Here is a 25297-nt window from a genome sequence, read left to right as displayed (position 1 = left end):
GTGGGATCTCTCGACGCGGGTAGACGAACGGCGAGAAGAGGTCCATGACCTCCCCTGCGGCGCCCTGGCTGGAGCACATGAACGAACAGGCCACCTCACGGCCGGACGACCCCTTCTGCGGGTCACCGTCCTCGGAGGTTCTGCTCGTCGCTGAGGTGTTCGACGGCGAGCCCGGATGCATCGCGCTGGCCCGCGCGTTGGCCGACCGCTTCCTGGCGCGGCTCTCGGCGGAGTGGCTCGCGGTGCTCGGGGAGCACACCCGGAGCGACCTGATGCTGGCGGTCAGCGAGCTCGTCACCAATGCGGACCGCTACAGCCACGGCCCCTATCTGCTGGAGCTCGAGGGCGACGCCCGGCGCATAAGCGTGACGGTGTACGACAGCAGCACGGCTCTCCCCGTGCTCTACTCCCCCGACCCGGCCCGCCTCGGCGGTCACGGCATGGAGATCGTGGTCGCGCTCTGCGACCGGCTGACCGCCGAGCGGGTTCCCGTCGGCAAGCGCATTCGCGCGGAGTTCATGCTCAGCACCTGAGCGATCCCACGGCCCTGCCCCGAGAGACCGGTCCGGCACGGTTTCGGACACCTGGCGCTACCGGACGACGGCACGGCGTGACCTTCCCGGCGAACTTCTGAGCCCTCGGGCGAGGAGGACTACCGTCGAGAGGAGGACCCGGGGTTGATGTACGTACTACTGGAGCAGTACGCCGAATCGCCGCCTCAAGGACGACGACGTGGCGGCTCCGACGGGACATCGTGGTGTTCATGAGTTCCCTCGCGCTTTCCGTGCTGCTGTCGCTGGTCTCCGCCGTCGCCTACGCGGCCGGCGCGATCGTCCAGGAGCGCGTGGCCGCGGCCGGTGACAGCCGCCCGTACGCGCCGCTGCGCAACGGCGTCTGGTGGGTCGCCGTGGGTCTCAACGGCGTGGGAGCGGTGCTGCACGTCGTGGCGCTCGCGTACGGTCCGCTGAGCCTCGTCCAGCCGCTCGGAGCACTGACGATCGTCTTCGCGCTTCCCATGGCCGCGCTCTTCGTCCACCGCAGGGCGGGACGGACGGCCTGGCGGGGAGCGCTCATGGCCACGGTCGGCCTGGCCGGGCTTCTGGCGCTGACGGGGAGCGCGGGATCCCACTCCCTGGCCGGACCGGAGCAGTTGATGCTGGCGGTGGGGACGGCCGGCGCCGTGGTGGCCCTGCTGGTCCTCGCCAAGGGGCTGCACCGGCCGATGCTGCACAGCGTGGTGCTGGCCACGGGCGCCGGGATCGCCTTCGGGATGGCCTCGGTGTTCACGAAGACCGTGGCGGTGGAGTGGACGTCGGGCTCGGTGACGTCCGGGCTGCCGACGCTGCTGGTGATCGCCGGTCTCGCTGCCGCGGGTCTGCTGCTGTCCCAGGCCGCGTACCGGGGAGCCGGCCTGACCGCCCCGCTGGCGACGGTCACCGTGGTCAACCCGGTCGTGGCGGCGGCCGTGGGCATCACCATGTTCGGGGAGCAGTTCCGGTACGGGGTGACGGGCACCCTGCTCGCGGTCGGCTGCGGTGCGCTGGCCGCGGCCGGACTGGTGCTGCTGACCATGGAGCGGGTGGGGGCGGAAGAGCGTGACCAGGAGCGGGAGGCGTCCGAAGGGCGTACGCCGGAGGAACACGCCGGGAGCCCGGCCGAGGGCAGGGGCGCCCGTCACACCGTGGTGCTGCCCGAGCCGGCGAGGCCCGCGCTTCCCCAGGGTGCGGCGGTGCTGCCTGACCCTTTTCCGGCTCCCACGGCCCTCTCGCTGCCGCTGACCCTGCCGCTGGACCACGGCGGCGGGCGCGTGGAGTTCGGCGGCAGCAGGCCTGCACCGGGTCCGGCACGCCGGGGTGACTTAGCGGATCGGGCAGGGCTGCCCGTTCAGACGCTGACGCCCCCGGCCCTGAGGTAGGCCAGCGGGTCGATGTCGGATCCGTAGCCGGGGCCGGTGCGGATCTCGAAGTGCAGGTGCGGGCCGGTGCTGTTGCCGGTCGACCCCGAGCGCGCGATCCGCTGGCCGGCGGCGATCTGCTGGCCCTCGCGCACGTGGAGCGAGGAGAGGTGCGCGTACTGGCTGTACCTGCCGTCGCCGTGCCGGATGACGACCTCGTAGCCGTACGCTCCGGCCCAGCCGGCCGAGACGACCTTCCCGGACGACACGGCCTTCACGGAGGTGCCGGTGGGAACCGGGAAGTCGACGCCCGTGTGGTAGCCGCTGGACCAGGAACCGGCCTGGTGGTACGGCGTTCCCGTGCGGGCCGACACGGGGGCGGTGAGGCCGGACCTGGGCTTGGACGCCTTCTTCTCGGCGGGCTTCGCGGCCTGCTCCCGGGCCGGTTCCGCCGCCCGCTCGGGAGCGGCGGCCTTGGGCGCGGCCCTCTCCGCGGCCTTCGGGGCGACGGCCCTGGGTGCCGGCTTCTCCGTGGCCTTCGGGGCTGACGCCCTCTGCTTCGGAGCCGTGGCCGGCTTCGGGTCGGCGAGGGGCGTCCCGGCGACGTCGAGGGTCAGCCGCTGCCCCGGCAGGATCAGGTCGGGGTCGGTGCCCACGACGACACGGTTGGCCGCGTACAGCCGCTGCCAGCCGCCCTGGACCCGCTCGGCGGACGCGATGCCGGAGAGGGAGTCGCCACGTGCGACGGTGTACCCCTCCCGCTTGCCGGGCACTGCCGTCGGTGACACGTTCGACGGCGCGGCATTCCGGGCCGTCGGCTTCGCCGGGCGGGACTCCGGCGCCGTGCCCTGCGCGGTCTTCGTGGCGGTGGCCGGGCGCTTCGTCTGCGGGGCGATGTCCGGCGCGTCGCCGCCCTGTTCCAGGCCTGCCCGGACGGAACACGTCGGCCAGGCCCCGGGGCCCTGCCCGTCGAGCACCTTCTCGGCCACGGCTATCTGCTGGTCCTTGGTCGCCAGGTCGGCCCGTGCCGCATGGGCCGTGCCGCCGTAGGCGGACCAGGTCGACCGGGTGAACTGCAGGCCGCCGTAGTAGCCGTTACCCGTGTTGATGTGCCAGTCGCCGGTCGACTCGCAGGCGGCGACCTTCTCCCACACATCGGTCGAGGCCGCCCCGGCAGAGGCGGCGGTGAGGAGCGGGAGCGCGATGCCCGCGCCGCCCGCCGTCACCGTGAGCGAAGCACGGTTGATCCGGCTGGGCTGGTATCTGCGGTGCCGTCCGTTCGCGGCCATGATCAGGCTCCCCCACTGGCTTTAGGACACGTCGCAAGCCGACAACGTAGAGGCAGACAGCGGGTGATGACAAGTGAACAGTCGGCGACCACCGGCCCGGCGCACCGGCGCACCACCCCCGCCACCGGAGCCCGCACCGGCCGCCGGACCAGTCGCGTCGACTCGGGAGAGCGCTCTATCTCCCCCCGTTCCTGATGCTATAAATGCCCCCATGACGGATGCTCTGCGGCCGACCGGTGCGACACCCACCCTGGAGGACGTGGCGCGGGCGGCCGGTGTCTCACGCGCCACGGTCTCGCGGGTCGTCAACGGGGTGCGCAATGTGGACCCGTCGATCCAGGAGGCCGTGCGGCAGGCGATCTCGGTCACGGGTTACACGCCCAACCGCGCGGCCCGCTCCCTGGTCACCCGGCGCACGGACGCCATCGCGCTGGTGGTGTCGGGGACGGGGGTCGGCCCGGACGGGGAGGGCCCCGCCGAAGAGGGTTCCTTCACCGCCCAGGTCTTCGCCGATCCCTTCTTCGGCCGGGTGGTGACCGGGGTCGTCAACTACCTGCGCCCGCGCGGAATGCACCCGGTGCTGATGTTCGCCGAGACGTCGAAGGCACGGGACGAGGTCGTGGCCTATCTGCGTCAGGGCAGCGCGGACGGCGCCCTGATCGTGTCGACCCACGCGGAGGATCCTCTGCCGGGCATGGTCGTGGACGCCGGGCTGCCCGCCGTGCTGTACGCACGCCCCGTCCTGCCGGTCCGGATCAGCTACGTCGATCTGGCCCACCGGGACGGAGCCCGGCTGGCCGCCGAGCACCTGCTGGCGCGCGGCTGCCGCCGGATCGTCACCATCAGCGGCCCCCTGGACATACCGGCGGGGCAGGAGAGGCTCGCGGGCTTCCGGGACGTCATGACGCGGAGCGGGCACAGCGACGTACCGGTCGCCGAGGGGCAGTTCACGCAGGAGAGCGGCGAAGCCGCGATGGAGCGACTGCTGGCCGAACACCCCGACCTGGACGGGGTGTTCGCCGGGAACGACCTGATGGCGACGGGCGCCTGCCATGTGCTGCGGGACCACGGCAGGCGGGTGCCGGAGGACGTGGCCGTGATCGGCTTCGACGACAGCAGCGCCGCCTCCGCCTGCCGGCCGCCCCTGACGACTGTGCGGCAGCCGGTGGAGGACATGGCCGCGGAAATGACCGGACTGCTGCTGGACCGGCTGGCCGCACCGGACAGGCCGGCGACATCGGTGGTCTTCGAACCGGTGCTGGTCGTCAGGGACTCGGCCTAGTACGGCGACGGACTCGGCCCGGCGCGCGGGCAGTTCCGGATGGAGTACGCCCGTGACACCCCTGGCGGCCGAGACGGGCTCACATCAGGATGCGCTGCGCCCTGGCGTACTGGTGGATCAGTTCGCCACCGATCTCCGAGGCCAGCGCGGCCGTGATCCCGGACCGGTCCTGGGGCGGCGACACCCCCGTCACCTCGAACCCGACCGGGCACAGGTCCCCGACGCAGCGCAGCAACCCGAGAACCTCCCGTGAGGTGAGCCCTCCCGGCACCCGGATGCCGGCACCGGGAGCGAAGGCCGGATCGGCGACGTCGACCGCCACCGAGACGTAGACGGGCCGGCGGCCGATCCGGTGCCGGACGAATCCGGCGGCACCCCGGACGCCGAGTCGGCCGAACCGGCCGACGTCGAGCATCACCCCGCCCTGGTCACGGCCGGAGTCACCGGCGCCGCGCAGTCCGATCCGGACCACTGCGGACGGGTCGACGAGGTGTTCGTCGACCGCCTGGTGCAAGCAGTCACCCTCGGGGGGCGAGCCCGCGGTGTCCGCGGCCAGGCGGAGAAGGGCGACAGGACCGTGTATCTCGGCCACCGCGCGCAGCGCCGCCAGGGTCAGCGACCGGCTGCCGCCGAGCAGCAGCACGGCGGCGTTGCCCGCGAGGAGGTGGGAGAGACGCTTGTACAGGACCTCGGGGACGGCACCGGAGATCCAGGGCGTCAGATCGAAGTCCCCTCCGTCCACACAGTCGACGAGGTCGAAGGTGCCCGGGCCACGGTCCGCACCGGGAGAGTGCGCGAGGGCGGACGCGTCCCGGACGGCACCCGGCCCCAGGCGAGTCCCGGGGCACCGGCCCGACTCGTCGTACGGCACCCCGAGAACCACGAGGTCACGGGCCGTCGGGTCGAGGTCGAGCGGCAGCCGCATGAATGTGGGGGGGCGCGCGCGAGAGCGCGCCGACGGGTCGATGCGCTCCACGTGAGACGCTCCCTCCAGGCTCGGCGCGGGCGGACCGGCCGCCTGGGGACGGTCGGGCGGCCTCGGGCCACTCTGCCCTGGACACCTCTCCCCGCTCTCCCCGCGTACCCGCATCGGCACGGACGGCCGCCTGCCGGCGGGCAGGCGGCAGGCGGCAGGCGGCAGGCGGCAAGGACTCGTCCCTCCCCCGCCCTTCCCTCGTGCGACACGTGTGCCGTACAGGCCCGGGTGTCCGCATCCCGCTCGTCCGCGGCCCTCGTCTCGCCCGCCCCGACGGCGCCGGTGCGCACCGCTCTCCCGTCCGCATGACGTTCCGGGCGGGCCGGTCGGGGACACCGGTTCCCGCAGAACCTCCCCGGCCGGGCCCGGTGTTCCCTACGCTTGTCGTCCGTGGCTGACGACCGGAAGGACGCACCCGGCGACGACGTGCCGTCCTGGCTGACCGACCTGGTTCGCGGGACGTACGGTGACCTCCCGGCGGAGCTGGAGCGGTACGCGGGCCCGGTGCCCGCACGTGCGCGCGGCTCCGCCGTCCTGGTGCTCTTCGGCACCGGCGCACGGGGCGCGGACCTGCTCTTCCTGCGGCGTTCCGGCGCCCTGCGGAACTACCCCGGCCAGGTGTGCTTCCCCGGTGGCTCCTGCGCTCCAGGTGACGGCGGTCCCGTGCACACCGCGCTGCGCGAGACGTGCGAGGAGACGGGGCTGGACCCTTCGGAGGTCCGGATCGCGGGCGCGCTCGCCCCGCTGAACCTCGCCCACAGCGGCTTCTCGGTCGTTCCCGTACTCGGCTGGTGGGGGGCGGGCGGCCGGATCGCAGGGGACGGCGAGGAGATCGTGTCCGTCCACCGGGCGCCTCTCGCGGACCTCTCCGACCCGGGGGCGCGGCTGCTCGTCCGGTTGCCGGACGGCCATCTCAGCCCCGGGTTCCAGGCCCGGGACGTGTTCGTGTGGGGGTTCACCGCCGCCCTCACCGCGTGGCTGCTGCGGCTCGGCGGCTGGGAACGCCCCTGGGACACCGACCGGATCGAGGATCTGGCCGACACCCGGCGCCGCTACGGAGGTGGCCCGCTCCCCTGAGCCGGAATCGCGGCGGCGCCGCTCTCGCCGCCGGCGGCCCCCCCGGCCCGCCGGAGTGCCCGCTCCCGCTGCCCCGTACGGAACCCGTCTACCGGCCCCGAGGACGAGTGCAGCAGCGTCAGGTACGCGGACGTCTCCACCGCCACGGCCTCCTCGACGGTCCGGCCGAGGCCGCCCATCACCGCCGACTTCAGATGCCGCAGGCAGTCGCCCGGGACATCGGCCAGGGTGCGGGCGAACGAGGCGGTCTCCTCACGGAGCCGGTCACGCGGCACCGCGCGCAGCGCCAGTCCCGTGTCGACGGCCTCGGCGGCCGACAGCCAACGGCCGGTCATCAGCAGCTCCATCGCGGGCTGCAGCCCCATCTTCCGGACCGTGCGGTGGGTGGCACCGGCACCCGGCATGTGACCGTACGGCGTGTGCACGTCGCCGATCCGGGCCTCCTCGGCGATCAGCACGAAGTCGCAGGCCACCACCATCTCGAAGCCGCTCGCGCGAGCCTTGGCCTGCACCATGGCGATCGTGGGCACCGGCATGCGCTCCAGCGCGAAGACGACCCGGTTCAGCCGCTCCAGGTAGGCGGCGAACAGGTCGGAATCGGTCTCCTCGCCGTCCAGGACCTCGGTGAGGAAGCCGAGGTCGCTGCCGATGCAGAAGGCCCGGTCGCCGGCGCCGGTGAGGACGAGCACCCGGGTGGAACCGTCGTCGGCGACGCGGTCGAAGGCGTCCAGCAGTTCGTGGTGCATCTGCTCGGTGGTGGCGTTGAGCCTCTCGGGGCGGTTGAGCGTGACCCAGGCGATCCCGTCGGCGCGTTCCAGCAGAATCGTCCCGTACGCAGGGTCCTTCGCATCCGCCGTCACCGGGCGAGCTCCGCCGCGAGCGGGAACCCGGTCATCGCCTCACCGCGCGCGGACACGTCGGCCCGGACGAAGACGAGGGCGTAGGCGCGGCGGGGGCCGTCGGTGAGGTTCGGCCCGGAACCGTGCAGGGTGTTGGCGTGGTGGACCAGCGCGCTGCCCGCGGGCACCGGGTACTCCACGGGTTCCTGCTCGCTGCACGCCTCGACCAGGACGGCTCCCTCCTCCGGCCGGGTGTGTTCCACCCGGCCCCACCGGTGGCTCCCGAGGACGTACTGGACGCAGCCGTTCTCCGGCGTGGCGTCGTCCAGCGCCATCCACACCGTGACCGCCTCGGGCGGGGTGAGGTGCCAGTAGCGGTTGTCCTGGTGCAGGACGAGACGGCTGCGTTCGCCCTTGCCCGCCGGCTTGTAGAAGGAGTGGTCGCGGAACAGGCGCACGGGTCCGCCGAGCAGTCCCTCCACCCGCCGGTACAGGTCGGGGCGGCGGACCTGGGCCTCGCAGGCCGGATCGGACTGCCACAGGTTCACCTTCTGCAGCAGTGCCAGGTCCAGCGGTCTGCCCCTGCGCTCCGACAGGTCGCGCACGCCTTCGGCCGGCCGGCCGTCGTCGAAGAAGGCCCGCTCCACGCTCCCCCGGAGTTCCACGACCTGCCCGGGGGTCAGCACGTGGTCCCAGCGGACCACTCCGTCGCGGCGGAAGACCTCGCGCTCACCGGCTGCCGGATCCGTCGTGGTCGTCGGCTCCACCGCGCCGGAGGGCAAGTGGGAAGCAGTCATGACACTCCTCGGGCAGGGAGGGGCCCGGACAGTCGCGGTGCGTCGGGTGGGCCGGCCTGGCCGGCCCGGGGCCCTTCCGTCGGACACCGCACGATGCTGCCACAGGGCCGGCCCAGGTCCCATAAGCCGAGGCGCCATCGAGGTGATGCGCCCACGGCATGACTCCCGGGGGCCGGACCGACTCATGCCCCCGGCGGCTTCCGGTGACCCGCGATTGGCATTGGACGCCGCTCCGACGTGCGGTGTCCCCTGTACTGCGGCTTGCAGATCCCCATGTGACCCCCGTCCGTGCGAGCCGTTCCGGAACCGCTCCCGCCTCCTCACAGGCGGCAGGCAAGGCATCACCATGTTCGCCACCCCACGGAGCCGGGTGCACAGGCTGTGCGGGGAGTCGGTCGGTGCCCCGGGACTGTCCACGCGCAGGAGGCCAGACACGCATGCAGGTTCTACTCGTGAACGCTCGCCGGTCGTCGTACTCCGGGGAGTCGATCTCCGCACCACAACTGGGGCTGCTCTCCTTGGCCGCGACCCTCCGGGAGGGCACCTTCCACGAAACCAAGGGGACCGACGTCCGGTTCGTCGACGACCAGTTGTTCGTCCTGCAGCGGCCGTTGGCCACACCCAACGAGTTCCTTCGCGGCCATCAGCCGGACATCGTGGGCATCCAGGTCCTCACCTCCAGTCTGAAGAACGGCATCAAGCTCGGTGCGGAGAGCCGCCGCCACCATCCGAACGCGCTCGTCGTCTACGGCGGTGTCGGCGCCACCCCGCTGGCACGCAAGCTCGTCGAGGACGGCTCGGCGGACGTGGTGGTCAAGGGCGAAGGAGAGGTCACCTTCTCCCACCTGGTCCACGAGTACGGCAACAACGGCCGCAAGAACCTGCGCAAGGTCCGCGGCATCGTCTTCCGCGACGACGACGGCACCGTGGTCGAGACACCCGCCGCGCCGCAGGTGATGCGCCTCGACAAACTGCCCAAGCCTGCCCGGGACCTGGCGGACATGCAGCTGTACAACCAGATCTCCCGGGGCCGGTCGGGCAACCTCGTCACCAGTCGCGGCTGTTCGTACGCCTGCGCCTACTGCTACTCCAAGCACCAGTGGGGGGTCGGCCAGCGCCGGCACAGTGCGGACCGGGTGATCGAGGAGATCCGCGAGCTGGTCGAGGTCCACGGATTCGACCGGATCCGCATCGAGGACGACGACTTCGTCGAGGACGTCCCACGTATGCAGGAGCTGTGCCGGAGCATCGAGAAGTCCGGTCTGCAGGGCAAGTTCGAGTGGGAGGCCAAGGCTCGTCCGGACCTCATCGACGACGACATGGCGCGCATGCTGCGCGACTCCGGCTGCTTCCGGCTCCTGGTCGGTGTCGAGACCCTCGACTGGTCGCTGCTCAAGCGGCTCGGCCGGCCGGTCAAGGTCGACGTGACCGAGCGCGCGCTGAGCTCGCTGAGCAAGGCGGGGATCGGTGTGCAGGCCACCCTGATCCTCGGTATCCCGGGCGAGACCGACGAGGCGATGCGCTCGACCATCACCTGGCTGCAGGCGCGGCTCGGTGACAACCGGCACGACATCGTCTCGCCCTGCTTCTTCGTGCCCTTCCACCACGAGGTGGAGAAGGACATGGCCAAGAGGGTCGACTTCACCCTGGAGACCGACGACAGCGACTGCTTCACCGGCCACATCCCGGTGACCTCCAGCGATGCCGCGTCCATCGACGAGCTGTGGAAGCTGTACGACGACATGACCCCGACGCGTCGCGACGGCAAGTACAAGCGCATCGCGTACCTGGCCGACCTGAGCACCGTCCAGACCAGGCTCGGTCTGCTCGACGGTGGCGCACCGCAGACGAAGGAGCCGGCGGCGCTGGTTCCGGAGGTCCAGTGAGTGCGCCGACGGCGGCTCCGGGCACGGAGGTCCTGGACGTCCCGGCCTACGACGGCGCGCGGGCGGTCATGTCGCACCGCCCGGACGTCGTCCACGACGGTGAGGGCAGGCCGTTGGCCCGGCTCGGCTCCGCCGGACGTCTCACGCAGTTCCGGATGGCCGAGGAGGCCGGCCGGGCCGCCCGCCGGATGCGCTCCATCGACGACGCGGACTGGTTCGGGCTGCTGAGCCGCGCCGCCGGCCGCGTCACCTCCCGGCTGGACTCCGGGGAGCTCGACGTGTGGCTGCGCGCCCTGTCCGCGGTGAGCGGCCTGCCCCGCCGGCGGGCCGCCCGCGGGCTGCGCACGGCCGCCCAGGATCTCGCCCGCATGGAGGAGATCCTGGCCGCGCAGTCCCCCGACGGGACGGTGGCGGCGTACCGGACCGGCGGCAGCGGCCTGGGCTGGAGCTGGCGGCCTGCGGGCCGGTCGGTGCTGGTGCGTCAGCCCGGCAACTTCCCGACCATCAACATCGAGTGGCTCCAGGCCCTGGCCACGCGTCGTCCGGTGCTGCTGAGCACCGCGGCCGCGGACCCCTTCACACCGGTCCTCCTCACCGAGGAGCTGTACGCGGCCGGACTGCCGGAGCACGGTGTGTCCGTGGTGCACGGGGACGCCCCCGCGCTGCGCAGGCTGGCCGACCAGGTGCTGTGGCCGGGCGAGGACGTGCCTGCCGACCTGCCTCCCGGGAAGGTGAAGACGTACCACTTCGGCCGCAGTCGGGCGGTGATCGGTGACCGGCTGCCGGAGGACGCCTGGCAGCGGCTGGCCCGGGAGGCGTTCGCGGGCTGTGGCAGGCTCTGCGTCAACATGAGCTCGCTCGTCGTGCTGGGCGATCCGAAGGCGGCCGCAGAGGCGCTGGCGCACGAGTTCGCGGCGCGTCCGGTGCTGCCGCTGGACGACCCGCGGGCGGCAGTGCCCGCGTTTCCGGACCGGGCGGCGCGGGATTCTCTCGCGCTGCGGATCGAGAGGGAGGTCGCCGCCGGCGCGGTGGACGTCACCGCGGCCGCGACCGGTGTGCCCCTGCGGGTGGAGCTCGACGGCCAGGCGTTCCTGAGGCCCACGGTGCTGCTGGTGGATCCCGGATCGCCGCTGTTCGGAACGGAACTTCCCTTCCCTTTCACGGCGGTGGCGCACGTGCCCCGGTCGAAGGCCGTGGCCGCGTGCGCCGGGTCCCTGATCGTGTCGGTGGTCGGCGAGGCCGACGGGCTGGTGCCGGCGCTCGCCGAGGAACCGGGTGTCGACAAGGTCTTCGCCGGTGACCTGTTCGACCGCGGTTACCACCCGTGCGACCCGCACGAAGGCCATCTCGCCGACTTCCTGTTCAAGAAGAAGGCCGTACTCCCGGGCGCCCGCGCGTGACCGGCCCGGACGGCAACGAAGGAGAGGGACCCGTCATGCGATGTCCGAGCGAGTCGAGGCTCCGCCCGATCACCGACGAGGACGTACGCCGCCTCGTCCGCCTGCACTTCGATCCGCGGCACGGCACGCCGTACTGGCTGGAGCGGGACAGGCGGCAGGGCACCGACGCGCTCGGGAAGGTGCAGTGTCTGGCGGACGCCGCCGCCCTGATCGGGCTGCGTGACGGGTCGGACCAGATGCACTTCGAGGAGGCCGCGCGCCGGACCCCGCTGGAGAACTTCGTGCCGCGCTCGGTGCTCGCCGAGGGCGGCACGCTGTGGGCGGCGCAGACCGGCGGCACAACGGGACCGGCCAAGCACGGCACCTGGGGCAGCCGCTACTGGGACGACATCCTCGCCTTCTCGGACGAGTTCCTGGACCTGCACGGCGTCCCGCGCGGGAAGAACTGGCTGTTCGTCGGGCCGATGGGCCCGCACACGACAGGCCGGCTGGTGGTCGCCTTCGCGGAGCGCCGCGGCGGGATGTGCTTCTCCATCGACCTCGACCCGCGGATCGTGAAGATCTTCGGCGAGGAGGGCATGACCGCCGCCTACGACCGCTATGTGGATCACATCTGGGCCCAGATCGCGGAAGTCGCCCGGTCCCAGGACATCGGCGTCCTGTTCTGCACCTCCCGGCTGCTGGAGATGCTGCCGGAACGGCTCGGCACCGAGGCGCTGGCCGGGGTGGAGGCCATCGTGCACGCCGGCACCACCCTGGAACCGGAGACCCACCGGCAGCTGCGGGAGGACTTCTTCCCCGGCGTCCCGGTGGTCGGCATGTACGGCACGTCGACCACCGGCATCAGCTGGCAGAAGCCCTTCGAGGCGGAGGACGAGCACCGTGTGGTGTACGTGCCGTGCCAGCCGCACGTCGCCCTGGACGTCGTCGACGGGCAGGGCGAGGACGTGCCCTTCGGGGAGGAGGGCCGGGTGCGGGTCTGGCGGCTGACGGACGACGCCCTGCTGCCCGGCTTCTGGGAGCGGGACCGGGCCCGGAGGGTCCGCCCCTACGGGGTCGCGGCCGAACGCTATCCGTGGCCGTGGGTGGGAGATCCGTACAGCCCCGAGTTCACCGAGGGACGCCGCGTCGAGGGGGTCTACTGACATGGCAGGATTCATACTGTCCAGCCGTCCGGACGGCGGCATCGAGGTCGAACTCCTCGGCGAGGGCCGGGCCATGGACGTCATGGTGCGGCGCGACGGCACGGACGTCCTCGTCGTACAGGGTGACAGGCTGACCGGGGAGGACCCGCCTCAGCGGGCGTCGCTCGCCGACCTGGCCGCCTGGACCGAGCGTGCGCACAGCCGCTACTGCGCCGCCCTGGTCCGCGAGGGCCGGGCCACCCTGTGGAGCGACGTCGGCGCGACCTGCCCGCTGCACTGGGCGCGTGCGGGCAGGGCGCTCCTCGTCGGTACGTCGGCCGGTGCGCTGCTCCCGCGTCTGGGCCGCCCCGCGGTCCTGGGTGACGCGGAACGGTCGCTGCTGCCCGGTGGCCGGTTCGCCGGAGTCACGCCGGTTCCCGCCGACAGCGCGGTGACCCTGGTGGTGGACGCGTACGGCGAGGATCCCGTGTCGGTGCACCGGCTGCTCGCCCCTCTCCCGGACCGCCCCTCGGTGACGGACGCGGAGCAGGCGGTGCGCACCGTACGGACGGTGCTGGGCGCGTCCGTCGCGCGGCTGGCCGCGGGTGCGGACGAGATCGCCGTCTCGCTCAGCGGTGGTGTGGACTCCTCCACCGTCGCGGCGCTGGCGGTGCTGGAGGCCGGCTCGTCGGGGGTGCGCACGTACACCGTGGGCACGCCGTTCGGCGACGAGTTCGCCCAGGCGGCCTGGCTGGCGGACCGGCTGGGCACCAAGCACGAGGAGGTGAACTTTGGTCCGGAACAGCTCGCCGGGATGCTGCCCGGCATGATCCGCGCGCTGGAGACCTGGGACCTGCTCACCCTGCAGATCGCCGCACCCGCGTGCTTCCTTCAGGGCCACATCGCCACCGACCGCCGCCAGGTGCTGCTGTCGGGATACGGCGCGGACCTGCTCTTCGCGGGGCTCGGCGGCACCGGAGGCGAGGACGCCGTGGAGGGCGCCGTCGTCGCACAGACCCGGGCGACCGCGCGGAGCAACGAGTTCCACCCCGCGTTCGCCGACGCCCGCCACACCGCCGTGCGCCACCCGTACTGGTCACGGGAGGTGATGGCTGCCGCCCTGGACATCCGCGGACGGCTCAAGGTCCGGGAGGGCGAGGCGAAGTGGGTGCTGCGCAGCGCCGCCGCCGAGGTCCTGCCGGCCGAGGTGGCCTGGCGTCCCAAGCGCGGCATCCACGAGGGCACCGCGATGAGCCAGATGTTCGCCGCCGCGCTGGGCAGCGACGACCCCGCCGTCCAGGCCGGGCGGCTGTACGAGATCGCCACCGAGGTCTTCCGGAGCGGCGGGCCCGGGACCGGGCCGGGCGAGGCGGACCAGGACCGACGTCTGGGAGGCAAGGCATGAGGGTTCTGCTGGTGTGGCCCCGCAACGAACGGGCCCTGCTCAGCGACCGGCTGAGCTGTTGTGAACCGCTGCCGCTCGAATACCTCGGCGGTGCGCTGCGCGGCCATCACGACGTGACGATCCACGACCTGCGGCTGGACGCGCCGCTGGCGGACTACGCGGCGACGCACGAACCGCCGGACCTGGTGGGCGTGGCCATCCCCTACACCACCAGCGTCCGGGTGTCCCGCCAGGTGAGCCATGAGGTCCGCCGGCTGTGGCCGGACGTGCCGATCGTGCTCGGCGGACACCATCCGACGGTCTCGGCCGAGTGGCTCGACGGTTTCGCCGCCGACTGGGTGATCGCGGGCGAGGGCGGCGCGCCGCTGAACCGGCTGGCCGCCGACCTGGAGGCGGGCCGCACCCCGCAGGCGGGGGTGGGGCTCGCGCCGTACGACTCCCGCACCGGGCTGGAGCGGGACCGGCGGCCACGCCCCGCGGCACTCAACGACCTGCCGATGCCGGACCGTTCGCTGCTCTCGCACCACCGGCAGGACTACTTCCACTCGATCTACCGGCCGGTGTCCCTGATCCGGTTCACCGCGGGCTGTCCGTACACCTGCAAGTTCTGTTCGCTGTGGCGGATGACGGACCGGCGCTATCTGGTCAAGGACATCGACCGGGTCCTCGCCGAGATCGCCGACATCGACGGCGACAATCTCTACGTCGTGGACGACGAGGCGTTCATCCAGCCCGCGCGCATGCTCGAACTGGCCGACGCCATCGACAAGGCCGGCTTCCGCAAGCGGTTCCACATGTACATCCGCACCGACACCGCGCTGCGCCGTCCCGACGTCATCGCCCGCTGGGCGGAGATCGGCCTGGACTCGGTACTGGTCGGGGCCGAGTCGATGACCGACGACGAACTGTCCGGCTACCGCAAGGGCACCGACGCCGACCAGACCCGGCGGGCCCTCGATCTCTTCCACACCAACCAGGTGAAGGTACGGGCCAATTTCATCGTCCAGCCCAGCTGGGTCGGCGAGGACTTCGCGCGGCTGGGCAGGACCATCGAGGAGTTGCAGGTGGACATGCCGAGCTTCTCCGTGCTGACCCCGCTGCCCGGCACGGACCTGTACGACGAGAGCCGGGACCAGCACATCAGCGACGATCCCGAACTCTTCGACTGCTACCACTCGCTCTTCCCCACGAAGCTGCCGCTGGAGGACTTCTACCACCGGCTGGCCGACCTGCTGGCGGGAGCGAGCGCCCGCCCCGCCCCGGGTGTCGCCGCGGGGCAGGACCCGTCCGTCTTCTACTACTCCGACGACAGCGCCTTCGACGAGATGCTCAGGGGCATCCGCCTCTCCGGCGTGCCGGGCCGGGCCCTGGAGCCGGAGCGTGTCCCGAGCACCGGATGACACCGGCCTCCTCCCCCGCCCGCCCCCGGCACGCCGGTGCCGTACCGCAGCCGAGCAGACCCGACCACGAGGAGCCGTGACCCGAGCATGTCCGCCGAATCCTCCCGCCGCCGCAAGGTGTACTTCATCGGCCTCAACGCGGTGCCCTTCCTCCCCCTGGTCGCCGGCCTGCTGCGCACGTACGCGGAACAGGACGACCGCGTCGCGGCGTCCTACGACTTCCAGGAGCCGCTGTTCCTCGTCGCCCCGGTGCAGGAGATGGCGGACGGCATCACCGAACCGGACGTCCTCGCCCTGTCCTGCTACGTGTGGAACTTCCGCCGGCAGATGAAGGTGGCGAAGATCCTCAAGGAGCGCTATCCGGACATGCTCGTGGTGGCCGGCGGCCCGCACGTGCCGGACCGGGTGGGCGACTTCTTCACCCAGCACCCCTACGTCGACGTCCTGGCCCACGGCGAGGGTGAGGTGGCCTTCCGGGAACTGCTGTCCGCACGGCTCCGGGACCGCCCCGACTACACCGGCGTGCCCGGCGTGACGGTGAACCGGGGCGACGTCCCGGTCGCCGGCCCGCCCGCCAAGCGTCTGCCACGGCGCATCGAGACCCCGAGTCCCTACCTGAACGGGGTGATGGACGGGGCCGTGGAAACCTGCCGGGAGCGCGGGCTGCGCTTCTACGCGTTGTGGGAGACCAACCGCGGCTGCCCGTACTCCTGCGCCTTCTGCGACTGGGGATCGGCGACGATGAGCGCCCTGCGGATGTTCGAGGAGGACCGCCTCCAGCACGAGATCGAGTGGTTCGCCCGCAACGACGTGGAGGACCTGTTCATCTGCGACGCCAACTTCGGCATCATGCCGCGCGACCTGGAGATCGCGCACGCGCTGGCGGAGGCCCGTACGGAGGCGGGGTCACCCAAGCAGATCCGGGTCAACTTCGCCAAGAACTCCAACGACCGGGTCTTCGACATCAGCAAGGCCTGGCACGACGCGGACCTGCTGATGGGCACCACCCTGTCCATGCAGAGCACCGACATGGACGTCCTGGAGGCGATCGACCGCAAGAACATCGGCCTCGACAACTACCGCAAACTGCAGCAGCGGTACGCCGTCGAGAACATCCATACCTACACCGAGCTGATCCTGGGGCTGCCGCTGGAGACCGCGCGCACCTTCCGCGAGGGCATCGGCTCGCTGCTGGAGGCCGGCAACCACGAGGACCTCCGGGTCTACGAGTTCGGCATCCTGCCCAACGCGCCGATCAACACCCCGGAGAAGTTGGCCGGTTACGGCCTGCGCACGGTCCCCAAACGCCTCTACGTCGAGCGGCCCGGTACCCCCGACGACGAGGCCGAGACGATGGACATGGTCATGGAGACCAGCGCCATGCCCCGCGACGAATGGGTCGAGTCCTTCGCCTTCGTGCAGGCGGTGCAGTTCCTGCACAACGGCTGCTACACCCGCTACCTGTCGGTCTACCTCCGACAGGAACACGGGATCGGCTACACCGCGTTCTACGAGGGGCTGCAGAACCACTTCACCGGGGAGCCCGACAGCTTCATCGGCTCCCTCTACCTGCGGATGCGCAGCCTGTACCAGGACTACATCGACATCCCGACACTGCCGTTGGCCAACCTGGTCGCCAGCCAGCCCGACCTGGCCACCCATCTCGCCCCGTACGGCAGACGACGGGGCTGGACGATCGACAACTGGGGCTGGCTGCGGGTGGCCACCGAGTTCGACCGTTTCCACGCCGAACTGGGCGACTACCTGCGCACCCTGGGGCTCGACCCCGACCAGGACACGCGGCTGCGCGACGTACTGCGCTTCCAGCGTGATGTCATGCTGCGCCCGGACTACGATCCGGAGCACGGCAAGACCGCCGAGTACGACCACGACTGGCCCGGCTACTTCAGCGGCGGCCCGCTGCGCCCGCAGCGGGTGCGGGTGGACTACGTCGATCAGCGGTTCGGGGCGAACGGCCGCTTCCGCCCGGCGCCGGGCGACCTGAAGGCGTTCGCCCTCGCGGCGATCGGCCCGAGTTATCCGGTCTCGCGGATCGGCCACTACCGGCACCGTGTCGAGTCCGCCGAGGTGACGCCCCTGGCGGAGCCCGCGTTCAGCGAGCAGCTGTGACCGTCTGCCCCGACTCCCCGGCCCCCGACGCCGCGCACCACCGCGCGGCACTGGCCGTGCTCGCGGGCGCCTGCGGCCTGTTCGCACTGCTCCAGCTCGGGGTGGCGACCCTGCTTCCCCAGATCCAGGAAGCGTTCGGCGTGTCCGGCGCGGAGGCCTCGTGGGTGGTCTCGGGACACCTGCTCGTCGGCTGTGTCGCCACCCCCGTCGTGAGCCGGCTCGGCGACCTGTACGGCAGGCGCGCGGTGATGCTCTGCGTCCTGGTCGTGGTGGCGGTGGCGTCCGTGGCGTCGGCACTCACCGGGTCGTTCACCGTGCTGCTCGTCGCGCGCCTGGTGCAGGGTGTGGCCGGCGGTCTCTTCCCGCTGTGCGTCGGCCTGCTGCGGGAGGGGTTCCCCCAGAGGTCGCTGTCCGGCCCGTCAGGTCTGCTCTCCGCCTCGTTCGGAACCGGTGGCGGGGTCGGCATCGTGCTGGCGGGCCTGTTCGGCGGCGGCCTCCCGGCCGTGCGCTGGCTGTTCGCGGCGGCCGCCCTCCTCGCCGTGGTGCTGCTGGTGGCAGGTGCCTCGGTGCTGCCCGAGACGCCGCGCCGGCCCGCCACCCGCATCGACGTCCCCGGGCTGGTGCTCCTCGGCACCGTCAGCACCTGCCTGCTGCTGGCACTGACCCGTTACGGTCAGGAGGGCCTCGGCTCGGTGACCGGCGCGGTGCTGCTGGCTGCCGCGGCGGCGGGCTGCGCCCTCCTGCTCCGGGTGGAACGCAGTTCCCCGGAGCCGGTGCTGGACATGCGGCTCATGTCCCGCCGGCCACTTCTCTGCCTGAATCTGGTCAGCCTGCTGACCGGGCTGGTGATGTTCCAGGTCGGCGTGCTCGCCCCCGCGCTGGTGGCGGCTCCCCGCGACACGGGGTACGGCCTGGGCGCGGGAGGTGCCGTCCTGACCCTGGTCATGCTGCCCATGCAGGTGGGGGCGCTGTCCGGCGGACTGCTGTCCGGCTGGCTACGGGAGTCGGGGAGGCTGACCGCCCGCGCGGTGATGGGTGCGAGCACGGCCCTCTTCGCCGCCGGTGCCGTCGTGTTCGCCGTACTTCCCTCCGGCGCCGGTGGGCTGGCTCTCGGCACGGCCCTGAACGGTCTGGCGACCGGCCTGCTGGGCGGGGCCATGGCGGAGCTGCTGGTGCAGGCGTCGCCGAGCGGGGCGACCGCGGTGACGGTCGGCCTCAACGGAGTGCTGCGCAACCTCGGTGGGGCGTTCGGGGTGCAGGTCAGCTCGATGGTGCTGGCGGTCGCGGGCGGGTCCTCCTCGCGTCCTCCGGCCGTCGCGTACCACGCGCTGTTCACCGGTTCGGCCGTTCTGGCCCTCGTCGCGGTGGGTGCGGCCGTTCTCTTCCCCCGTTCACCGGCGCCCCGGCAGGATGTTCCGGTGCTGCCGGGCCAGACCGCCCGTACGATTCGGCCAACCACCTGAAGGCCGGGTTCCGCGGGGTGCCGCCGATCTACCGTGGGCAGGTTCCACGTGGAATCGATGGGCACGCCCCCGTCACGGTGCGCGGGCCCCGGCCGTGGCAGTAAGGAGAGCCGGATGTTCGACCTTCGCCGTTCGGACGTGGTGCTGCTGCAGGCGGTGGCGGACCACGGCAGTCTGCACGCGGTCGAGCGGGACGGCTGGATGACCCAGTCGTCCGCCAGCCGTCGCCTCGTCAAACTCGAACGCCGGCTGCGCACCCCGCTGGTGAGCCGCGGTGCCACGGGTACCGAACCCACCGAGGCCGGGCACGCCCTGCTGCACGTCGGGCGGCGGCTGCTGGCCTCGATCGACTTCGCGATAGCCACCACCCACCACGGTGCCGACGCGGCGAGCCGGCTGCCCGTGGTGGAGTTCGCCGTGGGGACGGAGTGGGCGTACGGCCTCGACGAGCATCTGGCGGGACGGTTCCCGGACATGGTGTTCGACATCGTGCCGGACGACAGCCACCGGATCTGGCAGCGATTCGAACGGTACGCCGCCGACGCGGCGCTCGGCTGGGAGACGGCGCGCCGGCCGATGGCACGGCGCGGCGGCGTGCTCATCCGGACCGTCGTCGAGGAGCCCCAGCAGATCGCTCTGCCTTCCGGACATCCCCTCGCCGAGCGGGGAATCCTGGATCTGCGCGACCTCACCCGCACGGACTGGGTGGCCGTGGTCGGCGGCGACTCCGGTGACGACCAGGGGTGGGCACTCTCCCGGCTCACGCCGGTCCCGTCGGTCAGCTTCACCGTGCGCTCCCAAGGGGCGGCCCTCGACCTGGTGCGCCGTGGGTACGGGATCGCGCTGGTGTCCCCCTCGTCGCTCGGCGGGAGCACCGGGCCGGGGGTGGTGCTTCGCCCGCTGCGGCAGAAGCTCGTCCGAAGGCTGCGGCTCGCCGTCGACCCGCTGGCGATACCGGAGCCTCTCGCCGGGGACCTGTGCGCCTCGCTGCGCCGGAGATACATGCAGCGGACCACGGCACAGGGCGCCGTGCCGGCAGGCTCCCAGCGGGACCCGGATCAGGACAGGGGGGACCAAGCCGCTCCGGCCACCGGCGGGTGCGTGGTGCCCCCGGAACCGGCCACCGGCGGGTGCGTGGTACCCCCGCCGGTCCTGCTGTCCGAGTTGCACTGGTCCTCGCAGGACCGCTGCGGTGGCTTCGAACCCGAGCACCTGCACCTGCTCCGGGTGATCGGCCGGACGGGCAGCCTGAACCGGGCGGCCTCGGCCCTGCTGGTGACCCAGCCCGCGCTGACCCGCCGTATCCACCGGCTCGAAGCGAGCTGCGGCCTGCCGCTGGTGCACAGCACGGCCCGCGGGACCGCGCTGTCGGCCACCGCGCACCGGCTGCTGGCCTGCACGGGCCCGGCCGAGCACCGACTCGACACCCTGGTGAGCCACCTGAGGGACAGCGGTCCCACCGCCGGCCGGCCCCTCGCCGAGACCACCGCCGGGGCGGCCCCCTCTCCGGTCAGTGCCCGGACGGCGCCGCGCTGAGATGCTCCAGGGCGGCCCGGCGTCCGGCCGGAGGCAGCAGGGACGCCAGGGCGAGAGCCGTCTCCCGTGCTGTCCGGTGGTGGACACCGGCCATCCCGAGTGCCTGGGCGGCACGGACGTTGCTTCCGAGGTCGTCCACCATGACGCACTGCTCGGGCCGGCGGTGCAGCAGTCGGGCGGTGTGCCGGAAGATCTCCGGTTCCGGCTTGCGCAGACCCACCTCGCACGAGATCACGACGGTGTCGAACAGTCCGTCCCAGTCCCGCCGGTCGTAGGTGTGTCCCCAGGAGTTGGACAGCAGGGCGATCTTCAGACCCGCGTCGCGCAGGGCACGCAGCAGCCCGACCACGGCCGGATCGTCCGTGAAGGGCGCGAACATCCGTTCCACCAGGCCCTCCGTGGCGGGGTGCGAGCCGTCGGCCCGGCGGACCAGCGCGGCGAGCGTCCCCTCGAACTCGGCCACCGGCAGCTCGCCACGCTCCACCAGGTGGAACTGCCGGGCCGCGGGGCCGGGTTCGGCCGCCGGCCCGAGAAGGCGCCCCAGAGCGGCGCGGAACTCCACGGCGTCCACCCCCTCCTCTGCCGCCCACAGGGCGATCCCCTCGGCGAAGGGCCGGGTGATGACACCGCCCCAGTCGACGACGATTCCCGACACCTCTGCCACGGTCTCCTCCTCGCCTGCGAGCGACGGGCCGGCGGCCCCCTGCTGGTTCCGCTCCAGGGTGCCCGCCCCGCCGGGCGCACGCAGCCCGCTCGGCCCCATCAGTCCTATGCCTTTTGAGGCGTGCGTCGATCCGTCTCCACGGATGCGTTGCCGCCGTCCGAGCGAGCGGCACATAGTCGAGGCAGCAGGCTTACGCGTACCGGAGGGTGACACGGATGCAGCTCGGTCGGCCGGTGGAAGAAATCGTCCGCGAACTGGACGAGCGTGGGTTCGCCCCACTCGACGATCTCGTTCCCGAATCGGTCCTGGAGGTCATGCGCCGTGGCTGTGACGACCTGATCGGGCGGACCCGTCAGATGCGCCACAGCAGCCAGGGCTGGCAGTTGGAGGCCGAGGGTGAGGGCGGTGGCTGGGCGGCCCGCGCCACCGGCCGGGAAGGAATCCCGGGCAAGGTGCGCGTGGTGGGGTACGCCCACGAGCACTCCCCGGAGCTCGCCGAGGTCCCCGAGCTGCTCGGTCTCAACGAGAACGTGGTGGAGCCGCTGCACGGTCTGCCCGGCGACTTCTACAACACCTATCTGTGGGCCAAGCCCTCGGAGGTCGGTTCGGAGAAGCCCTGGCACCAGGACGCGCTCTTCCTCAAGGAGGAGTTCTACGAGACCTACGAGGACGTCTTCACCATCTGGATCGCCGTGGACGACGCCCGCGAGGACAACGGCTGCCTCCGCTTCCTGCCGGGCTCGCACCGGGGCAACGTCCTCCAGGAGCCGAGCGGCATCGACCGTGGGGACCTGTTCGCCTCACCGCGTGAGCCCTCGCTGGACATCGACCGGCTGTGGCCCGACCTGACGCCCGTCACCCTTCCCAGGCGCCCCGGCTCGGCTGTCATCTTCAGGGCTTTCACCGCGCACACCTCCTCCGCCAACACCACCGCCGACCAGCGTCGCGCCGTCAGCTACGTCTACTCGCTGCCGCGCCTCTCCGGAGCCCCGGGAGGCCGGCGGTGACGGCTGCGGTTCCGGGAGAGTCCCTCGGTACGGCCCCGCGGGACGGCCGGACGCTCGATCTCCGCCTGCTCGACCCCGCAGTCCACACGGACACCGTCTGGGAGCTCGCCCGCGCCCGGGACCTGGCGGCCCTGGGGCGGGAGGAGACGACACGGGAATGGATCGCGGGGCGGCTCAGAGCTCCCGGTGCGGACCCCATGCGTGACGCCCGGCTGTGCCTGGGGCCCGGCGGTGCCGTGGTCGGTGCCGCGTGGGTGAGCCGCACCTCGGGTGTGGCCGGCTGGGTGGTCGAGCTGGTGCTGGGACCGCGGGCCACCGAGGCGGACGGGAGAGGGCTGCTCGACTTCGCCGTCACCCGTTGCCTCGAAGGGCTCGGCGGGCCGGACGGTGCGGAGCCGGCGACGCTGTCCTGCTTCACCTCGGAGGGCGAACACACCACCCGTGCGGCGCTGCGGGACCACGGCTTCGGCTCGCCCCGGGGTTACGACCGGATGTCGGTCACACTGGACGGCACCCCCACGCCCGTGCCGGCCGTTCCCGGCGCGGTGGTGCGGCCGCTGCGCGAGGAGGCGGACCTGCGCGCCTTCCACCGTGCGAAGAACCAGGCGTACGCCGCCGAGGAGGCAGGCAAGGAGGAGGACTCCTACGAGGCCTGGTCACGCTGGTACCGGTCCGACCCGGGGGTCGACCCGGAACAGTGCGCGCTGCTCGAACTCGACGGCCGTGTCGCGGGGTTCGTGAACATCACCGACCGGATGCTGGACAGCCGCGGCGTGGCCTACGTGCGGCAGCTCGGCATCGACCCGTCGGTGCGCGGCAGGGGGCTGGGCGCGGTGCTGCTGGGCTGGGCGCTGGGCGAGGCGCGGCGCCGGGGCAGGACGGGAATGGTCCTCACCGTGGATCAGGAGAACGTCCGGGCTCGTGCCCTGTACCGGCGGCTCGGCTGGCGGGTGGAGTCCCGCTGGGACGACGTCCGGCGCATCGTCGTCGCGCCGCGCGGCGGCCATGGCTGAGGAGGCCGCCGGCCGGGTCCCGACCCGTTCACTCCTTGCCGATGATGCGCCGCATACGTGCCTGGGCCTCGCCCGCGCCGAACGCCCTGCGGTGCGACTCCTTGGCCTCGGTCCGTACGCGTTCCAGTCCCTCCACGAAGGGCGCGTTCACCCGGGGACGGGTCCCCTGCACTGCGGCCGGGGTGTACCCGGCGATGGTGCGGGCCAGTTCCACGGCACGGTCCAGGACGCCCTCGGAGGGGCGCACCTCGTGGAGCAGGCCGTCCTTGAGCGCCCGGTCGGCCGGCCAGTCCTCGCAGGTGTAGAGCATCCTCTGCATGACGGAGGTGCCGACGGTGTAGCGCAGCATGAATCCGCCGAAGTTGCAGGCGATGCCGACCCGGAGCTCCGGCATCACCAGGCGGGCGGTGTCGGCGGCCACGCGGTAGTCGCAGCAGAGGGCGATCTGCAGACCGATGCCGATGGCGTAGCCGTCGATGGCGGCCACCACCGGCTTGGAGATGCCCGCGATCGCCGTGTAGAGGTCGGTGATGTCGTCGATCCAGTCGTTCACCTCGTCCCCGCCGGTGAACGCGGAGACCTCGTTGAAGTCACCGCCCACGCCGAAGGAACGGCCGGGACCGCCGTGGAGCACCACGGAGCGGACGGATGCGTCCTGGTCGAGGTCTTGCATCAGCGCGGTCAGTTCCTGCATCCGGGCACGGCTGAACGGATTCTGCTCGTGCGCCCCGGAAAACTCCACAAGAACGACACCGTCTCCGACGTGCGAGCATCCGACGGATTTGTGATTCTTCTGAGAGGACTGGGGCGGAACCGACATCGGCGACCTCTTTCTCGCTCTTTCGGATTACCTTCGGAACCCGATCGCCGACGCACACTAGGTGTCTCGCGCGGGCCGGGTCAATGGCTGTTCCGACCCATGGTCACAGCACTCGGACATTCCTGACGGAAACACCTTGCGGACTCCTCCGTCGGGGAATCGCGAGAGCCGATGGAGAGCAACGGGAGAGGATTCTGAGGAATGGTCGAAAAAGATCGACATGTGCCGCTGACCATTGTGCTGGGCACGGGACGCTGCGGATCTACGATGCTGTCCGACCTGGTGAACGAGGCCCCTGGGGCTCTCAGCCTGAGCGAGTTCTTCGCCTGCCTCGACCCGGGCGTATTCCCCGGCGGCGTGCTGGAGGGACCGGCCTTCTGGGAACTCCTCGGCACCCCGCGCCTCAAGCCGAACGTACTCATGACCCGCGGTGTCACGGTGCCGGAATACCGCTATCCGATCGGCTCGGGTCGATATGCGGCCGGCGCGGTTCCCGCGATCAGTCTGATGACCCTGCCACCACTCACCGCGGACCCTGACGGGCTGTACGACCGAATACGGGCCGAAGTGACCGGCTGGCCTCCGGCACCGGTTTCCCGTCAGTACGCGCGACTCTTCTCCTGGTGGGCATTGTCGTCAGGCCGGAATGTCGTCGTCGAGCGTTCGGGAGCGTCACTGCGTTTTCTTCCTGAGCTGCTCACGCATTTCCCTGCCGCACGGTTCGTCCACATGTACAGGGACGGCCCGGACGCCGCGATGTCGATGAGTCGCCATCCGCTGTTCCGGCTGGGGGTGCTGATCGGCGACATGCGCGCGGTGCTGGGTGTGGACCCGTACCGGAGCCCGGACCCCCGGCACACGGAGCTGCTCCCGGAGCGGCTCCGCCCGTTCGCCCCCGACAGCCTGGACGCCGCGGCACTCGCGGGCACCGACATCCCCCTGGTCCGGTTCGGGGACATGTGGTCGCGAGCCACGGGAGCGCTCCGGCACCTCGCCGGGCTGCCGGCGGAGCGGTTGCTGCATCTCTCCTACGACGACGTCGTGAACGATCCGGAGCCTCAGCTGGCCGCGTTCGGGCACTTCGTGGGCCTCGCGGAGCCGAAGGAGTGGGCGGCGCGGGTCGCGGGGAAGGTCGACGGGAAGCGGGCGGGTGCCGCGGCCCGGCTCTCCGCCCGGCAGGCGGAGGAACTCCGTCTGGCCTGCGCCCCCGGCACCCGCCGTCTCGCCGAACTCGTCGGCGGGACGGCGGGTGCCGCTCCCTGACGGCACTGCGCACGCTCCGGCGGATCGCCCTG

21 protein-coding genes are annotated in these 25297 nt (G+C 72.0%); 15 read left to right on the top strand and 6 right to left on the bottom strand.

Translation table 11 applies throughout. From position 1 onward, the window contains the following. The first annotated feature begins 77 nt into the window (after positions 1-77). Both ACFUNE_RS03805 and ACFUNE_RS03800 read left to right on the top strand, forming a co-directional pair. Positions 78-533 carry an ATP-binding protein gene (locus tag ACFUNE_RS03805; protein WP_383563010.1) on the top strand — a complete coding sequence of 152 codons (456 nt, stop codon included), beginning with the start codon at positions 78-80 and terminating at the stop codon, positions 531-533. A gap of 230 nt (positions 534-763) precedes the next feature. Continuing rightward, the gene (locus ACFUNE_RS03800) at positions 764-1915 is read left to right on the top strand and encodes a DMT family transporter (RefSeq protein ID WP_383561871.1); all 1152 of its coding nucleotides are present in this window, start codon (positions 764-766) and stop codon (positions 1913-1915) included. On the opposite strand, the gene ACFUNE_RS03795 is transcribed toward ACFUNE_RS03800, so the two are convergent. Further along, the gene (locus ACFUNE_RS03795) at positions 1885-3183 is read right to left on the bottom strand and encodes a peptidoglycan DD-metalloendopeptidase family protein (protein WP_383561869.1); all 1299 of its coding nucleotides are present in this window, start codon (positions 3181-3183) and stop codon (positions 1885-1887) included. The genes ACFUNE_RS03800 and ACFUNE_RS03795 overlap by 31 nt on opposite strands. 211 nt (positions 3184-3394) lie before the next feature. Here ACFUNE_RS03795 and ACFUNE_RS03790 point away from each other — a divergent pair, with 211 nt between their 5' ends. Continuing rightward, positions 3395-4465 (top strand): LacI family DNA-binding transcriptional regulator, encoded by a 1071-nt coding sequence (locus tag ACFUNE_RS03790; RefSeq protein WP_383561867.1) that lies wholly within the window; start codon positions 3395-3397, stop codon positions 4463-4465. A 79-nt stretch (positions 4466-4544) separates the two neighbouring features. Here ACFUNE_RS03790 and ACFUNE_RS03785 read toward each other — a convergent pair whose 3' ends face one another. Continuing rightward, the gene (locus ACFUNE_RS03785) at positions 4545-5441 is read right to left on the bottom strand and encodes an arginase family protein (protein WP_383561865.1); all 897 of its coding nucleotides are present in this window, start codon (positions 5439-5441) and stop codon (positions 4545-4547) included. Between the two features lie 390 nt (positions 5442-5831). Here ACFUNE_RS03785 and ACFUNE_RS03780 point away from each other — a divergent pair, with 390 nt between their 5' ends. After that, a complete protein-coding gene (locus tag ACFUNE_RS03780; RefSeq protein WP_383561863.1) occupies positions 5832-6518 on the top strand; it encodes an NUDIX hydrolase in 687 nt (228 codons plus the stop codon). Here ACFUNE_RS03780 and ACFUNE_RS03775 read toward each other — a convergent pair. Next, positions 6494-7378, bottom strand: coding sequence for an enoyl-CoA hydratase/isomerase family protein (locus tag ACFUNE_RS03775; protein ID WP_383561861.1), 885 nt, complete (start codon positions 7376-7378; stop codon positions 6494-6496). The genes ACFUNE_RS03780 and ACFUNE_RS03775 overlap by 25 nt on opposite strands. Beyond that, positions 7375-8154, bottom strand: coding sequence for a phytanoyl-CoA dioxygenase family protein (locus tag ACFUNE_RS03770; protein ID WP_383561860.1), 780 nt, complete (start codon positions 8152-8154; stop codon positions 7375-7377). The genes ACFUNE_RS03775 and ACFUNE_RS03770 overlap by 4 nt, the downstream gene beginning before the upstream one ends. A gap of 437 nt (positions 8155-8591) precedes the next feature. Here ACFUNE_RS03770 and ACFUNE_RS03765 point away from each other — a divergent pair, with 437 nt between their 5' ends. From ACFUNE_RS03765 to ACFUNE_RS03730, 8 genes are all read left to right on the top strand, one after another. Beyond that, on the top strand, positions 8592-10040 hold the full coding sequence (locus tag ACFUNE_RS03765; RefSeq protein ID WP_383561858.1) for a B12-binding domain-containing radical SAM protein: 1449 nt from the start codon (positions 8592-8594) through the stop codon (positions 10038-10040). Further along, positions 10037-11440 (top strand): oxidoreductase, encoded by a 1404-nt coding sequence (locus ACFUNE_RS03760; RefSeq protein ID WP_383561856.1) that lies wholly within the window; start codon positions 10037-10039, stop codon positions 11438-11440. Before ACFUNE_RS03765 ends, ACFUNE_RS03760 begins: the two co-directional genes overlap by 4 nt. Before the next feature lie 35 nt (positions 11441-11475). Beyond that, a complete protein-coding gene (locus tag ACFUNE_RS03755; protein WP_383561854.1) occupies positions 11476-12585 on the top strand; it encodes an AMP-binding protein in 1110 nt (369 codons plus the stop codon). Between the two features lies 1 nt (position 12586). After that, a complete protein-coding gene (locus ACFUNE_RS03750; RefSeq protein ID WP_383561852.1) occupies positions 12587-13969 on the top strand; it encodes an asparagine synthase-related protein in 1383 nt (460 codons plus the stop codon). Beyond that, positions 13966-15369 carry a B12-binding domain-containing radical SAM protein gene (locus tag ACFUNE_RS03745; protein ID WP_383561850.1) on the top strand — a complete coding sequence of 468 codons (1404 nt, stop codon included), beginning with the start codon at positions 13966-13968 and terminating at the stop codon, positions 15367-15369. The genes ACFUNE_RS03750 and ACFUNE_RS03745 overlap by 4 nt, the downstream gene beginning before the upstream one ends. Before the next feature lie 87 nt (positions 15370-15456). After that, positions 15457-17499 (top strand): B12-binding domain-containing radical SAM protein, encoded by a 2043-nt coding sequence (locus ACFUNE_RS03740; RefSeq protein ID WP_383561848.1) that lies wholly within the window; start codon positions 15457-15459, stop codon positions 17497-17499. Next, positions 17496-18962 carry an MFS transporter gene (locus ACFUNE_RS03735; RefSeq protein ID WP_383561846.1) on the top strand — a complete coding sequence of 489 codons (1467 nt, stop codon included), beginning with the start codon at positions 17496-17498 and terminating at the stop codon, positions 18960-18962. Before ACFUNE_RS03740 ends, ACFUNE_RS03735 begins: the two co-directional genes overlap by 4 nt. 114 nt (positions 18963-19076) lie before the next feature. After that, a complete protein-coding gene (locus ACFUNE_RS03730) occupies positions 19077-20498 on the top strand; it encodes a LysR family transcriptional regulator (RefSeq protein ID WP_383561844.1) in 1422 nt (473 codons plus the stop codon). Here ACFUNE_RS03730 and ACFUNE_RS03725 read toward each other — a convergent pair. Continuing rightward, the gene (locus ACFUNE_RS03725; protein WP_383561842.1) at positions 20473-21261 is read right to left on the bottom strand and encodes an HAD family hydrolase; all 789 of its coding nucleotides are present in this window, start codon (positions 21259-21261) and stop codon (positions 20473-20475) included. The genes ACFUNE_RS03730 and ACFUNE_RS03725 overlap by 26 nt on opposite strands. A 116-nt stretch (positions 21262-21377) precedes the next feature. Here ACFUNE_RS03725 and ACFUNE_RS03720 point away from each other — a divergent pair, with 116 nt between their 5' ends. Both ACFUNE_RS03720 and ACFUNE_RS03715 read left to right on the top strand, forming a co-directional pair. Further along, on the top strand, positions 21378-22169 hold the full coding sequence (locus tag ACFUNE_RS03720) for a phytanoyl-CoA dioxygenase family protein (RefSeq protein WP_383561840.1): 792 nt from the start codon (positions 21378-21380) through the stop codon (positions 22167-22169). Then, complete coding sequence (locus ACFUNE_RS03715) at positions 22166-23182, top strand: GNAT family N-acetyltransferase (protein WP_383561838.1); 1017 nt, start codon at positions 22166-22168, stop codon at positions 23180-23182. Before ACFUNE_RS03720 ends, ACFUNE_RS03715 begins: the two co-directional genes overlap by 4 nt. A gap of 28 nt (positions 23183-23210) precedes the next feature. Here the strand turns inward: ACFUNE_RS03715 and ACFUNE_RS03710 are convergent, their stop codons facing one another. Continuing rightward, positions 23211-24002, bottom strand: a complete 792-nt coding sequence (locus ACFUNE_RS03710) for an enoyl-CoA hydratase/isomerase family protein (protein WP_383561836.1) — start codon at positions 24000-24002, stop codon at positions 23211-23213. A 282-nt stretch (positions 24003-24284) separates the two neighbouring features. Between ACFUNE_RS03710 and ACFUNE_RS03705 the strand changes: the two genes are divergently transcribed. Beyond that, positions 24285-25265: a hypothetical protein gene (locus ACFUNE_RS03705; RefSeq protein WP_383561834.1), complete on the top strand. Its 981-nt coding sequence runs from the start codon at positions 24285-24287 to the stop codon at positions 25263-25265. The last annotated feature ends 32 nt before the right edge of the window (positions 25266-25297 follow it).

Source organism: Streptomyces sp. NPDC057287 (assembly GCF_042667905.1).
In the GTDB taxonomy this organism is placed as follows: Bacteria; Actinomycetota; Actinomycetes; order Streptomycetales; family Streptomycetaceae; genus Streptomyces.
The sequence above is the reverse complement of the archived record's forward strand: the minus strand, read 5'-3'. Positions and strand labels throughout refer to the sequence as shown.